Below are 10,466 nucleotides of genomic sequence, written 5' to 3' on the forward strand. Positions count from 1 at the left end.
ACACCCAGATGTGGGCCCCCGACGAGGCCGCCCCCGGCCCGGCCCTTCCCGAACGCCCCTGCGACATCGAAGCCGAGCGCGTTCTCGTCGCCACCGCGATCATGCAACCCGCCGCGGTCGACGAACTCGGCGCCGAAGGCTTCGACCCCGCCGACATCACCATCGACTGGCTGCGCTGGACCTGGTTCGCCGTCGAAGAACTGCGCACCCACTTCCGCGACGGCGAACTCAAGCACCTCGCCGTTCACCGCCAGCTCGAAACCTGGCGCGCCGACGGACGCATGCCCACACGGGTGCCGCCCGCCGACACCCTCATGGAACTGTGCAACGAGGCCCACTACGGCAACGCCTCCTGGTACGCCGCCCGCATCGCCAAGAAGGCCGTCGCCGCCCGCATCGTCGCCCTCGGCTACGACGCCATCCTCAAGGGCACCTCCCCGGCGTTCGACGAAGACGCGGACGTCGCCGCCATCCAGGCCGACCTCGACGGGGCCGTGCGCCCCACCGACGACGGGAACCTCGCCCCCATCGGGGAACTGATCGGCGACAGCCTCATCCGCGCCGTCACCCCGCCCAGCACAAAAGACTGCATCCCCACCGGTTTCATCGACATCGACGGCCTCCTGTGCGGCGGCTTCACGCCCGGCCAGATGGTCGTCATCGGCGCCCGCCCCGCCATGGGCAAGTCCACGATCGCCCAGGACTTCGCCCGCGGCGCCGCCCTCAAGGCAAAGGTTCCCACCCTCATCGAGTCGCTGGAGATGAGCAGCAGCGACCTGTCCGACCGCATCCTGTGCGCTGAAGCAGCCATCCCGCTGCACCACCTGCGGCAGGGCATCGTCTCCGACGACCACATGGCGCGGGCCGCAGTCCGCGTCCAGGAAACGATCGCTGACGCCCCGCTCTACATCAACGACGGCGCCCTGCTGTCCCTGGCCACCCTGCGCGCCAGAGTCCGCAACCTCGTCCGCACCAAGGGCCTGCGGCTCGTCATCGTCGACTACCTGCAACTGATGCAGGTCGGCCGGGCCGACAACCGCCAGCAAGCCGTCGCTGATCTGTCGCGCGGGCTGAAGCTCCTCGCCAAAGATTTCGGGATCACGGTCGTTGTCCTGTGCCAGCTGAACCGCGGGCCCGAGCAGCGCACCGAGAAGAAGCCGCAGGTGTCCGACCTGCGCGAGTCGGGGGCCATCGAGCAGGACGCCGACATTGTGATCTTGCTGCACCGCGAGGACGCCTACGAGAAGGAATCACCGCGGGCCGGTGAGGCCGACCTGATCGTCGGCAAGCACCGCAACGGGCCCACCGGAACCATCACCGTCGCCTTCCAAGGGCACTTCGCCCGCTTCCGCGACATGGCGGTGGCGTGATGGCCGCAACCGCCGCAGATATCGCCGCGATGCGTGAGCAGGGCGACCTGGAGGACTACCTCCTGTCGCTCACCGGCCGCGCCCCCGCCAAGCAGAAGCCCGCCCTGTCGGTGGTCCCGGATCCCGGCTACCGGATCGCGCATGTCGGCGGCTGGCCGCTCGGCACCGCCGCTACCGGCCCCACCCCGCCGCCCGATACCTGCACGTGCGCCAAGTGCGGCGGCAACCCTGCCAGCCGCGCCGTCCACCGCAACGACAGGGCCGCCTGACCCGCTCCGAGAGGGACCGGTCCTGTCGGCTGCCGCGCCCGCGCCTCTGGTGCCGTCTCTGCCGCCCGAACTCCCACCCGAGGCCCCTCGGCTCACCCGGGCCGCTCCCGTGGCCTCTGAGAGCCGCACAGCGCTTCCGGATCTTGACCCGCCCGACACGACCCGAAAGGAACCGTATGTCCACCCGAATGTTCACCCGTGATCAGCTCGCAGCGATAGGCGTCCCGAACGGCTGGGACGCCGAGGACGGCCAGCAGGCCGAGCACCTGCACGAGCGGCAGGTCGACACCCGCCGCTGGGTGTCCGTCCACGAACTCGTCTTCCGCGCCCCGGATGACGGGTTGGCGTACAGCGTCCACTTCGAGCGAGGTCTTACCGAGCACCAGGACGGCCTGGATGCCTGGGGGTACCGCGACGAGATCAAGGCCATCGAGGTCGAGCAGCGGCCCGTCGTAGTCCAGCAGTGGACGCCCGTCAGTGCGCCAGCGGACCGCAGTCTCGACAGCGTTCTGCCCGCCTGGGAGGCGATATACGAGCCCGGCAACGTGAGCGACTACTTGATCGGCTACGCCAACTCCGAGGCCGCCGCGAAGGGTGCTGCGGAGGCGTGGATGCGCTCGGAGGCTGAGGTGACCGGCCGTCTGGAGTGGGTGCAGCAGAAGCCGACGTCCGGATACGACACGGAGTTCGAACTCGTCGAGCGCCACGACGACGGCATCGACACCGGGCCCGGCATCAACGTCCGTCGCCGCACCGCTACCGACGCCGAGGCGGTGCAGCGATGAGCGACCAGCCGTCCCGTCCCGCGATGGCGATGCGTGAGATCCGCGAACAGCTCGGCCACGTCGAGCCCAGCACTCCTGACGTCCAGGTGCAGGCAACCCACTACGTGGTGTCGGTCCTTCCCGAGGGCGACATCAACCGCAGCCTGTTCACGATCAACGTCGAGTACCGGGGTGACGACCGGTGGGCGGTGGTCCGCCACCGCGACTGCCTGAACGCGGCAGGCGAGTGGTCATACGAGCCGCGGCCCTCCGAGCGCGACGACGACTGGCTCGCCGAGCACCGGTTCACGCTCGGCGCCGCGCTGGTGCTGGCCAAGCAGGCGGCCCCGCACCTGCGCGTCAACGGCCACAGCGCGGTCGACGCCTACCGGCGCACGCAGGGCGAGGTGCAGCGGTGACCTACGGAACCACTGCGGCACCGGTCGCCGAGCCGTCTGCGGCTCCGGCCCGTATCCAGCGGCGTCGCACCAAGGGCTGGCGGCTGGCTGGTGCGGCGCATCCGCTGCGGGGCGGTGCGGTCGTGGACCGGTCGTCCCGCTTCGGCAACCCGTGCAAGGTCGAGTTGATGCGGGAACTGGGCTATGAGGATCCGCACGCTGCCGCGGCCGAGAACTTCCGGTTCTGGCTGGCCGGGTCCCGCTCGAATGCGCCCACCGATGAGGCGGACCGGCGGCGGGACCGCATCCTCGCCGATCTGCCCCTGCTGCGCGGCAAAGACCTTGCCTGCACGTGCCGTCTGGATCAGGCGTGCCACGGCGATGAGCTGCTGCGAAGGGCGAACATGCCGCCCACCGAACTCGCGGCGTGGATTGGTGCGGTGCAGGCCCGCGTCGACCGGCAGCGCATCCGCGACGGCCTCAAACCACTCCACCCCGCCCCGTGATCCCCAACCCGACCCGAAGGAGCAGCACGTGACCGTGTACGTGGACGAGATCCTCGACTGGACGCTGGTGGCCCAGGCCCGTGGGCTGCGGCACACGCACTGGTGCCACCTCACCGCCGATACCGAGGGCGAGCTGCACGCGTTCGCCGCCCGCCTGGGGCTGCGCCGTTCCTGGTTTCAGCGCAAGGACGCGAACGACGTCGGCTGGCACTACGACGTCACCCCGAACAAGCGCGCCCAGGCGGTCCGTCTCGGCGCCCAAGAGGTGGATCACGGGTTCATCGCCCGGCTCATGGATCACCGCCGCCGTGAACGCGACGGCATACCGTCCGGCGGCTTCGCATGCGGCAACGACCCCAACGCCGTGATGACCGACGGCGACCGGAAGGCAATCAAGGACTTCGCGGCCTTCCTGGAACAACGTGCCGCCGAGCGCCCCGCCCCGTGACCACCAACCCGGACCGAAGGAGCAGCACGTGACCGACCTGCATCTGATCGTCAGCCGTCCCGCCCCGGGGGAGTGGCTTGGTCGCCTGGACGTCGTCGAAGCCCTGGAAACGTCGGGGTGGATCGCCGACGACGTCCTGGCCGATGCCCGGGAGGCCGCAAGCAGGGACACGCTCGCAGCCCTCGCCGACGCGGTCCTCGCCGTCGTGCCCGAGCACACCGACCGGAGCGCGCTGCTGCATGCGGCGGCCCGACGGCTGGAGGCGGGGCACGGCAGGCACTGGGGTGCCGACGTCCTCTGCGGGCTGGCCGGGGAGGCGCAGCAGGCGGGGGAGGCTGATCGGATCGTCGCCCGCCGAAGCCCCGCCACCAACAGCGTCTACTGCACCACTCACGGCACACCCGAGATGACCCCGCTCATCTCTGACGACCTGCCCGATGGCGCGCACTGCCAGATCTGCGGCATCGATGTCCTCATCCCGCAGACGACCGTCTGACCAGACCACCCACCTGGGGCGGTGGTTCCGGCCGCCGCCCCGCACCGACCGTGAGGAGCACCGTGCCCGATCTCGCCGCCGCGAACGCCGTCATCAACGACCTGTACACCGAGGTCGGCCAGCGGATCATCGCCGCCCGCAAAGCCCGCGGCTACACCCAGGCCGACCTCGGCCGCACCGTCGGACTGTCCCGCTCCTCAATCGCCAACATCGAATGCGCCGTGCAGCGCGCCCCATTCCACGTCCTGCTCGGCATCGCCCAGGCACTCGGCGTCGACCCCGTGGACCTGCTCCTCAGCGACGACCCGCCACAGATCACCCCGGCGCTCCCCTCGGCCAACGTCGCACTTCGCCGCAGACTCCTCGCCGCCCGCAACGAGATCGACACCCTCCTCGAAGCCATACCCGACAACTACGACAAGGGAGACCACCCATGAGCCGACGCTTCCACCTCCAGCGCGATCACGATGTCACGGGCATGTCCGGCACGGGGCGGGTCGCCGACGGCATCCTCTGGCCTGACGGCACCGTCTCCGTCCGCTGGGCCGGAGACCGGCCGTCCACCGTCTTCTGGGAACGCCTTGAGGACGCCGCACACGTTCACGGGTACGGCGGCCACACCCGCATCGTCTGGGACGACCCCGAGCCGCCAACGCAGGACATGACATGCCCGTACTGCCCCGACGGGCACACGCTGCCCGACGGAGGTTCCCAGCCCTGGGGAGTGTTCGTCGGCTCCGAGCGGGACGGCGACGGCCAGCCGACACAGATCATCGTTGCCCGAACTGCCGGAGCGCACGTCGCCGAATCCGACGCCGAATGGATGCGCACCCGCCTCAACGGACCCCAGCTGTGATCCCGGGCGGCGGCTCACGGCCGCCGCCCCACCCCAAGCAGAGGAGACACACGTGACACCCGCCGAAGAGATCACCGCCGCAGCCGATCACCTCACTCCGCTCGCGCAAGCCGCGCAGAAGGATCTAGACAACGACGACTACTGGCAGCCCTACGACCCCGCAACTGCCTGGCAGAACGGCTTCGCCAACGGCATGGGCGGAGCAAGCGGCGACCTCGCCGGAGCCATCCCGCCCGCAGCCGCCCTCGAACTATCCCGCTGGCTGCGATCAGAAGCCCGCCGCCTGGCCGCCACGACACACCCCGGATGGCAGGAAACCGTGAGCCCTCACGCCCTCGCCGTCGCCCGAGCGATCAATGGGGGCCAGTCGTGAGCAGCCACGCCACCCAGGTAGGGCCGCACCCGTGGACGCCGCGGGGCTGGCGCTTCTGGCTCTGCCGCCACTGCTACGCCCCCAAGATCCTGCACCCGCGCACCGCGTGGGTTCGCGCCCGCCCGCTCGGCGATCACCGCTACCTCGGCAGCGACGCCCCGCACTTCCACGAAGGCTGGTGACCAGATGACCGGCACCCGGAGATCCGCATGACGAAGCTGCCGCCCCGGGAACTGGAGGTGCTGAAGCTCGTCGCTGGAGGATTCACCCACAAGGAGATCGGCGAGCGACTCGGCATCACCCACAAGGGCGTCACCGCGACCTTCAACCGTGCGCTGCTCCGCCTCGGCGCGCTGAACGCCCCGCACGCCGTCCATCTCGCCGTTCAGGAAGGCATCCTCCCCGGACGCGCCAGACGGCGCCCAGGGCCCGCACGGCAGCCGCTCACGGAGCGGCAGGCCCTCGTCCTCGTCGCCGCCGCTGACGGAGCCAGCCTCACCGCCGTGGCCGCCCGGCTCGGCACCACCCGGCAGCAGATCGCATCCAGCCTCTCCGGCGCCTACATCCGCCTCGGCGTCCACGGCCTCCCTCGCGGCGAGAAGCGCGCCGCAGCCGTCGCCGAAGCCCGACGGCGAGGACTCATCCCACCCGCAGAACAGGAGCGTGCCGCATGAGCGCCTACGTCCTCGACGTGCCGGAACTCCACCGCCGCCTCGACCGTCGGCGCCTTGAGCGCGGCCTCACCTGGCGGCAGCTCGCGGACATTGTGGGCATCTCCGCATCGACGCTCTCCCGCATCGCCGACGGCAAGCGGCCGGACGCCGACGCGCTCGTGTCGCTGCTCGTCTGGCTCGACCTCGACACCGACATAGCACTCATGATCAAGCCTAAGGGGACTCCGTGACCGACCAGCTTCCGCGCCGCTTCCGCCTCATCCGAGACGTCGACGAAACCGGCACATCCGGTACGGGCGTCGTCGTCGAAGGCCTCGAATTCACCGACGGCACCGTGGCCCTCCGCTGGCTGACCGCGACCACCTCGACCGCGATCTACGCGTCGATAACCGACGTCGAAACCATCCACGGCCACGGCGGCAAGACCCGCGTCGTCTGGGTCGACCAGCACGACGACGAACCGCCCGCCGCCTACCGGCAACTGCTCGCCCGCCTTGAGGCCGACCGGGCGCGGATGCTCGCCGCCATGGATGTCATCACCGTCGACGAGGTCCGCATCGCTCAGGCCAGCCTCGCCTCCGGATACCTGCACGCCGCCGCCTGGGCCGTCCAGCTGTTCGAGGGCGCCGAAGCCCGCGATAAGTACCTGCGCGACCGGGCCGACGGCGTGCACCTCGCCACCCACGACGGGCCGACGATCACCGAAGCCGCCGCAGACGATCGGCGCTGGGACCTGGAGAAGGCGGGCGAGTGATGACCAGCAGCGACGACAGTGTGGCCCGGATCGACGAGGTGCTGCACGACTACACCGTCTCCGCCGACGCCATGCGCAGCCGCCCCGCCGCCGAGGACGGGGCCAGCGCTGATGTGTGCATCGTCGACGAGGACGTGCAGCGCCCGCGCCTCACCCTGTCCCGGGAGGTCCGGCAACTCCTCATCGCCCGCCTCGTCGACAATCACGGCCTGACCCGCCTCTCCGCCTACTCGGCCGTCCTCGCCGTCGAGCAGGGCCGGGACAGCCGGTACGCGCACCTCGTCCGGGCCGAAGCCCGCGCCGTCGTAGACGAGACCGTACAGCGCATCCGTGCCGCCATGCAGCCAGCCATGGAAGCCGCCGCGCACGCCCTCCGTGCCATGGCGGAGGCGCTCCAACAGGCGGCAGGGGCCGTCCGGTCCGGCGAGTGGGTCGACACCAACGGCGACCCCGTACAGGCCCCCGAGCGCCCGCGTCCGCCCCTGCCACGCCGCCAGGGACGCCCCGCCTGGCAAACCCCCTACGGGCCCGCCCGGAGGCCACATTGAGGCGGGGGCCTATGTCGTGATGGAACCGGAGAGCGACATGTTGAGCAGACCGCCACCCCGCATTCGGCGCTCTAGACCCACCCCGAAGGGCAGTCCAGGCGCCAGGTCACCGACTCCCTTACCAGCAGAAGACGAACCACGAAGGCCCCCGCCGGCCAAACGGCCAGCGGGGGCCTTCTGCATCCCATCAACCCCGGACGCCACCGGGCACAACCTCAAGGAGATCCCTCGTGAACGAGATCGTCAACGCAGAGCCGGTCGCCCTCGCGGTTCTCGGCAGCTCGTCTTGCCTGCTCTTCCTGATCATCGGAGTGGTCTGGATCGCCTACGTCACCGTCCAAGCCGACGACCGCAAGCATCTGTCCGACTGCTTCCGCGCCCTCGGAGAGCTCGTGCGGTCCTTCCGCCGGTAGCCGCCGACCCGGGTGCCGTCATTCCCGCGACGGCACCCGGGCGGCGAGCTCCGACAGCAGCCGCCCCGCCACTTCTCGATCCGCCACCCGGCCATCCCGCACCGCGGCCAGCAGCAGCATCAGCTCCCGCGCGTCGGCCAGCGGCAGCAGCGGCAGCAGCAGGGACGGCGGATCCACGGCAGTGCGGTCATCGTCCATGCCGGGATAACGGCGCCCCCGGGCGTCCGGTCACGCGGAACCGACCGCCCGCCCGCCCGGCCGGGCGGTACCGTACTAATGTCAACCGCAGCATCCAGGGAGGCCACGATGAGCGACCAGCCGTGGACCATCGAGTCCATTCGTGACGCCCTCGGCAACCCCGTGCTCGCACAGCGCTTCCTCGCAGAGATCAACAAGGCGCCCGCGCACGAACTCCTCGGTGTCTTCGCCAAATGGCAGGGCATCGCCCAGCGCACCCTCGACGCCGTCCAGCGTGGCCGGGAAGCGGCAGCCATCGAAGCGACTGGGGGAGAGATCCCCGGCGAGTGGCAGGACGTCACCGACCGGGTTCTTGAAGAAGCTGCCCGGATCCGTGCACGCGGCGCCGCCTGACCTGACACGCTTGCCCGGTGTACGCCCTGCGATGCGACGCCATCAACCAAGCGATCTGGGACGGGCTCCCCGATGAGCCCCGCCAGCGTCTTGCACTCGCCCTGGCCGACGCCTGCGCCGACCCGATCGGCGCCACCGACCCCTACGGCGAAGACGACGGGATCATGCGCACCCTCGTCACCGGCGACATCCTCGTCGTGATCTACCTCGGGCATCAGACGAAAACCCTGCACATCTTCCAGATCGACTACCTCGGCTGAAGGAATGCACGCATGGCCATAGAGATCCGCCCCGTCGACGGCACAAACGAGTACAAGATCTACGAGGGCGACGACCTCATTGGCGAGATCGACTGGAGCGGGCCGGCCGGAACCCGCGACGAGTACGGCTGGGAAATCGACGAAGAGACCTGGGGTGTCACCATCTGGAGCCTCACCGGCTCGGCACGCCAGTGGGGGAACGTGCTCACCACCCCGGAGGCCGCCTGCGAGGAAGCGCAGGTGATCTACGAAGAGGACTTCCTCCCCGAGCGACGCCGTGCCCACGCACCCGTACCCGGCGGCGTCAAAGTCATCAGCAGCCCTATGGGCGGACAGAAACGCCGCTGACTACCTAAGAGCCCCCGCCCGGAACCCTACGGTGCGGGGGCTTCTCGCTGTGCGAACTACCCCTCGGGCAGCCGTCGGGAGATGCGGCCGGACAGCGTCAGGGCCTGCTCATGCCCCATGCCATCACCGGCCGCCAAGATACGCAGCAACAACACGACCGCCTGCGCCTCCTCGGCGGTCAGCAACGGCAGACGCTCTCTACCGCCCACCTCCAGCAGATCCCAGATCTCGAAGTCTAGAGGGTCCTCGGGCGGAGCAACACGCGGCAGATCATCGACGTCCATACCCGGCCAACGCCGGACTCTGGTGCGTGGGCACGAAACGGCGCCCGACTGGAGTACGCAAGCGTAAGCGGGCAGATGATCTGGCCGTCGATGGCCGGACCTGAGCGTGATCACTGTCGTACAGCACGCTTCACCCGAACTGGATGTCGCCGTCTGTGTCATGGAAGGTGATCTGGTGCGCGCGAACGGCGGCCTGTTCTCCATCCGGCAGCGATGCCCACCATGCGCGAGCACCAGCCAACACGTCGCGTGCGAACACGTCCACCATGAGATTCAACGACCTGTCGCTCATGTTCATGTGCACGCTGTTGCCGCGCTCACCCGGGACACAGAAGTGGAAACTGTCCAGTGCCTCGCGTACCTCATGGGCGGTCGTGTCGTCGCTGCCCTCGTGAAGCAGGGAACAGCGAAGCGCATAGCAGTCCTTGCCCGACAGAAACTTCACCTCCTCTCCGTGGCCAGGAGGTCCGACATAGCGGGTATACGTGGGAGCCACATACGTCTCGAACCACGCCGCGTAGCGGGACCTTGAGGTCCTACTTCCGAGGTCACTGCCCTTCACGCAGATGTCCGGCAACGTCAGCGCCATGACGAGCGTTGCGTGCCAGTTCCGCTCCTTGATCGCCTTCTCGAGCCCGTCGAAGAAGCCTTCCACTTGCGCCCCCTTCCTCGCGTGGCGCCCCATGCGCCACAGAGCCTCAAGGATGCCCGTCCTGCGAAGCCCTCGCATGACGGTGGCGGGCGGTAGCGCGGGCTGGCACGTGCGCCGGGTATGTGCCCTCATTGGCCGGTTCGCGCGCTTGTCGACCATTCAACCGGGCCCCACCCTGGCGACGTCAGCTGACGACCACAGGGGGGCCCATGGCGTTATTCGGCAACGACAACACCGAACTGTTGCGGCAGGTGATCGACCAGCTCGGACGGATCAGCACAGACCTGGCCGCCCTCAAGCAGCAGGCCGCCGACCAGCAACTCGCCATCGATCAAATCCGGCACGACGCCACCGCCGCCATCAACACCGGGCTCACCGAAAACCGGGCCGTGATCCGCGACGGACTCGATCGCACGCGCGACACGATCGGCGACCCGCTCACCCGCATCAGCACCGAACTCG

The 10,466-nt window shown here is 69.5% G+C and carries 23 protein-coding genes; 20 read left to right on the plus strand and 3 right to left on the minus strand.

The features are described from left to right. From AB8Z36_RS18370 to AB8Z36_RS18445, 16 genes are all read left to right on the plus strand, one after another. Positions 1-1,370 (plus strand): replicative DNA helicase (locus AB8Z36_RS18370; protein ID WP_369214409.1); only part of this gene is annotated, 1,370 nt, incomplete at its 5' end. Continuing rightward, positions 1,370-1,639 (plus strand): hypothetical protein, encoded by a 270-nt coding sequence (locus tag AB8Z36_RS18375; protein ID WP_369214432.1) that lies wholly within the window; start codon positions 1,370-1,372, stop codon positions 1,637-1,639. The genes AB8Z36_RS18370 and AB8Z36_RS18375, both read left to right, overlap by 1 nt. Before the next feature lie 176 nt (positions 1,640-1,815). Continuing rightward, positions 1,816-2,424, plus strand: a complete 609-nt coding sequence (locus tag AB8Z36_RS18380) for a hypothetical protein (protein ID WP_369214410.1) — start codon at positions 1,816-1,818, stop codon at positions 2,422-2,424. Continuing rightward, entirely contained in the window at positions 2,421-2,822 is a 402-nt protein-coding gene (locus AB8Z36_RS18385; protein ID WP_369214411.1) for a hypothetical protein, read from the plus strand. Before AB8Z36_RS18380 ends, AB8Z36_RS18385 begins: the two co-directional genes overlap by 4 nt. Then, positions 2,819-3,307, plus strand: a complete 489-nt coding sequence (locus AB8Z36_RS18390; RefSeq protein WP_369214412.1) for a DUF4326 domain-containing protein — start codon at positions 2,819-2,821, stop codon at positions 3,305-3,307. Before AB8Z36_RS18385 ends, AB8Z36_RS18390 begins: the two co-directional genes overlap by 4 nt. 28 nt (positions 3,308-3,335) lie before the next feature. Then, positions 3,336-3,755 (plus strand): DUF4031 domain-containing protein, encoded by a 420-nt coding sequence (locus AB8Z36_RS18395; protein WP_369214413.1) that lies wholly within the window; start codon positions 3,336-3,338, stop codon positions 3,753-3,755. Between the two features lie 28 nt (positions 3,756-3,783). Continuing rightward, positions 3,784-4,251: a hypothetical protein gene (locus tag AB8Z36_RS18400; RefSeq protein ID WP_369214414.1), complete on the plus strand. Its 468-nt coding sequence runs from the start codon at positions 3,784-3,786 to the stop codon at positions 4,249-4,251. Positions 4,252-4,313: 62 nt separating this feature from the next. Further along, entirely contained in the window at positions 4,314-4,688 is a 375-nt protein-coding gene (locus AB8Z36_RS18405; protein ID WP_369214415.1) for a helix-turn-helix domain-containing protein, read from the plus strand. Further along, positions 4,685-5,107 (plus strand): hypothetical protein, encoded by a 423-nt coding sequence (locus AB8Z36_RS18410; RefSeq protein WP_369214416.1) that lies wholly within the window; start codon positions 4,685-4,687, stop codon positions 5,105-5,107. The genes AB8Z36_RS18405 and AB8Z36_RS18410 overlap by 4 nt, the downstream gene beginning before the upstream one ends. Positions 5,108-5,159: 52 nt before the next feature. Further along, complete coding sequence (locus tag AB8Z36_RS18415) at positions 5,160-5,480, plus strand: hypothetical protein (protein WP_369214418.1); 321 nt, start codon at positions 5,160-5,162, stop codon at positions 5,478-5,480. Beyond that, complete coding sequence (locus AB8Z36_RS18420) at positions 5,477-5,662, plus strand: hypothetical protein (RefSeq protein WP_369214419.1); 186 nt, start codon at positions 5,477-5,479, stop codon at positions 5,660-5,662. Before AB8Z36_RS18415 ends, AB8Z36_RS18420 begins: the two co-directional genes overlap by 4 nt. 27 nt (positions 5,663-5,689) lie before the next feature. Further along, positions 5,690-6,154, plus strand: a complete 465-nt coding sequence (locus tag AB8Z36_RS18425; protein WP_369214420.1) for a LuxR C-terminal-related transcriptional regulator — start codon at positions 5,690-5,692, stop codon at positions 6,152-6,154. Continuing rightward, complete coding sequence (locus AB8Z36_RS18430) at positions 6,151-6,384, plus strand: helix-turn-helix domain-containing protein (protein WP_369214421.1); 234 nt, start codon at positions 6,151-6,153, stop codon at positions 6,382-6,384. Before AB8Z36_RS18425 ends, AB8Z36_RS18430 begins: the two co-directional genes overlap by 4 nt. Further along, positions 6,381-6,908 carry a hypothetical protein gene (locus AB8Z36_RS18435; RefSeq protein ID WP_369214422.1) on the plus strand — a complete coding sequence of 176 codons (528 nt, stop codon included), beginning with the start codon at positions 6,381-6,383 and terminating at the stop codon, positions 6,906-6,908. Before AB8Z36_RS18430 ends, AB8Z36_RS18435 begins: the two co-directional genes overlap by 4 nt. Beyond that, complete coding sequence (locus AB8Z36_RS18440; protein ID WP_369214423.1) at positions 6,908-7,456, plus strand: hypothetical protein; 549 nt, start codon at positions 6,908-6,910, stop codon at positions 7,454-7,456. Before AB8Z36_RS18435 ends, AB8Z36_RS18440 begins: the two co-directional genes overlap by 1 nt. Before the next feature lie 230 nt (positions 7,457-7,686). Continuing rightward, positions 7,687-7,869 (plus strand): hypothetical protein, encoded by a 183-nt coding sequence (locus AB8Z36_RS18445; protein WP_369214424.1) that lies wholly within the window; start codon positions 7,687-7,689, stop codon positions 7,867-7,869. 18 nt (positions 7,870-7,887) lie between these two features. Here the strand turns inward: AB8Z36_RS18445 and AB8Z36_RS18450 are convergent, their stop codons facing one another. Next, positions 7,888-8,046 carry a hypothetical protein gene (locus AB8Z36_RS18450; RefSeq protein ID WP_369214425.1) on the minus strand — a complete coding sequence of 53 codons (159 nt, stop codon included), beginning with the start codon at positions 8,044-8,046 and terminating at the stop codon, positions 7,888-7,890. Positions 8,047-8,175: 129 nt separating this feature from the next. Here AB8Z36_RS18450 and AB8Z36_RS18455 point away from each other — a divergent pair, with 129 nt between their 5' ends. The 3 genes from AB8Z36_RS18455 to AB8Z36_RS18465 are packed head-to-tail and all read left to right on the plus strand — an operon-like array spanning position 8,176 to position 9,068. Next, positions 8,176-8,460 carry a hypothetical protein gene (locus AB8Z36_RS18455; protein ID WP_369214426.1) on the plus strand — a complete coding sequence of 95 codons (285 nt, stop codon included), beginning with the start codon at positions 8,176-8,178 and terminating at the stop codon, positions 8,458-8,460. A 17-nt stretch (positions 8,461-8,477) separates the two neighbouring features. Then, positions 8,478-8,720, plus strand: coding sequence for a hypothetical protein (locus tag AB8Z36_RS18460; RefSeq protein WP_369214427.1), 243 nt, complete (start codon positions 8,478-8,480; stop codon positions 8,718-8,720). Positions 8,721-8,732: 12 nt separating this feature from the next. After that, positions 8,733-9,068: a hypothetical protein gene (locus AB8Z36_RS18465; RefSeq protein WP_369214428.1), complete on the plus strand. Its 336-nt coding sequence runs from the start codon at positions 8,733-8,735 to the stop codon at positions 9,066-9,068. Positions 9,069-9,124: 56 nt separating this feature from the next. Here the strand turns inward: AB8Z36_RS18465 and AB8Z36_RS18470 are convergent, their stop codons facing one another. Both AB8Z36_RS18470 and AB8Z36_RS18475 read right to left on the minus strand, forming a co-directional pair. Further along, positions 9,125-9,352: a hypothetical protein gene (locus AB8Z36_RS18470; RefSeq protein WP_369214429.1), complete on the minus strand. Its 228-nt coding sequence runs from the start codon at positions 9,350-9,352 to the stop codon at positions 9,125-9,127. 130 nt (positions 9,353-9,482) lie between these two features. Then, the gene (locus AB8Z36_RS18475; protein ID WP_369214430.1) at positions 9,483-10,007 is read right to left on the minus strand and encodes a hypothetical protein; all 525 of its coding nucleotides are present in this window, start codon (positions 10,005-10,007) and stop codon (positions 9,483-9,485) included. 206 nt (positions 10,008-10,213) lie between these two features. Between AB8Z36_RS18475 and AB8Z36_RS18480 the strand changes: the two genes are divergently transcribed. Further along, on the plus strand, positions 10,214-10,466 hold a 253-nt coding region (locus AB8Z36_RS18480; protein WP_369214431.1), incomplete at its 3' end, for a hypothetical protein.

Origin of the sequence: Streptomyces flavofungini (assembly GCF_041028215.1) — a bacterium.
Classification (GTDB): domain Bacteria; phylum Actinomycetota; class Actinomycetes; order Streptomycetales; family Streptomycetaceae; genus Streptomyces; species Streptomyces flavofungini_B.

Excerpts from the sequence above, each read along its gene's own strand:
- AB8Z36_RS18455 (WP_369214426.1), top strand. The coding sequence starts at position 8,176 with ATGAGCGACCAGCCGTGGACCATCGAGTCCATTCGTGACGCCCTCGGC.
- AB8Z36_RS18375 (WP_369214432.1), top strand. The coding sequence starts at position 1,370 with ATGGCCGCAACCGCCGCAGATATCGCCGCGATGCGTGAGCAGGGCGAC.
- AB8Z36_RS18385 (WP_369214411.1), top strand. The coding sequence starts at position 2,421 with ATGAGCGACCAGCCGTCCCGTCCCGCGATGGCGATGCGTGAGATCCGC.
- AB8Z36_RS18425 (WP_369214420.1), top strand. The coding sequence starts at position 5,690 with ATGACGAAGCTGCCGCCCCGGGAACTGGAGGTGCTGAAGCTCGTCGCT.
- AB8Z36_RS18430 (WP_369214421.1), top strand. The coding sequence starts at position 6,151 with ATGAGCGCCTACGTCCTCGACGTGCCGGAACTCCACCGCCGCCTCGAC.
- AB8Z36_RS18440 (WP_369214423.1), top strand. The coding sequence starts at position 6,908 with ATGACCAGCAGCGACGACAGTGTGGCCCGGATCGACGAGGTGCTGCAC.
- AB8Z36_RS18380 (WP_369214410.1), top strand. The coding sequence starts at position 1,816 with ATGTCCACCCGAATGTTCACCCGTGATCAGCTCGCAGCGATAGGCGTC.
- AB8Z36_RS18410 (WP_369214416.1), top strand. The coding sequence starts at position 4,685 with ATGAGCCGACGCTTCCACCTCCAGCGCGATCACGATGTCACGGGCATG.
- AB8Z36_RS18470 (WP_369214429.1), bottom strand. The coding sequence starts at position 9,352 with ATGGACGTCGATGATCTGCCGCGTGTTGCTCCGCCCGAGGACCCTCTA.
- AB8Z36_RS18465 (WP_369214428.1), top strand. The coding sequence starts at position 8,733 with ATGGCCATAGAGATCCGCCCCGTCGACGGCACAAACGAGTACAAGATC.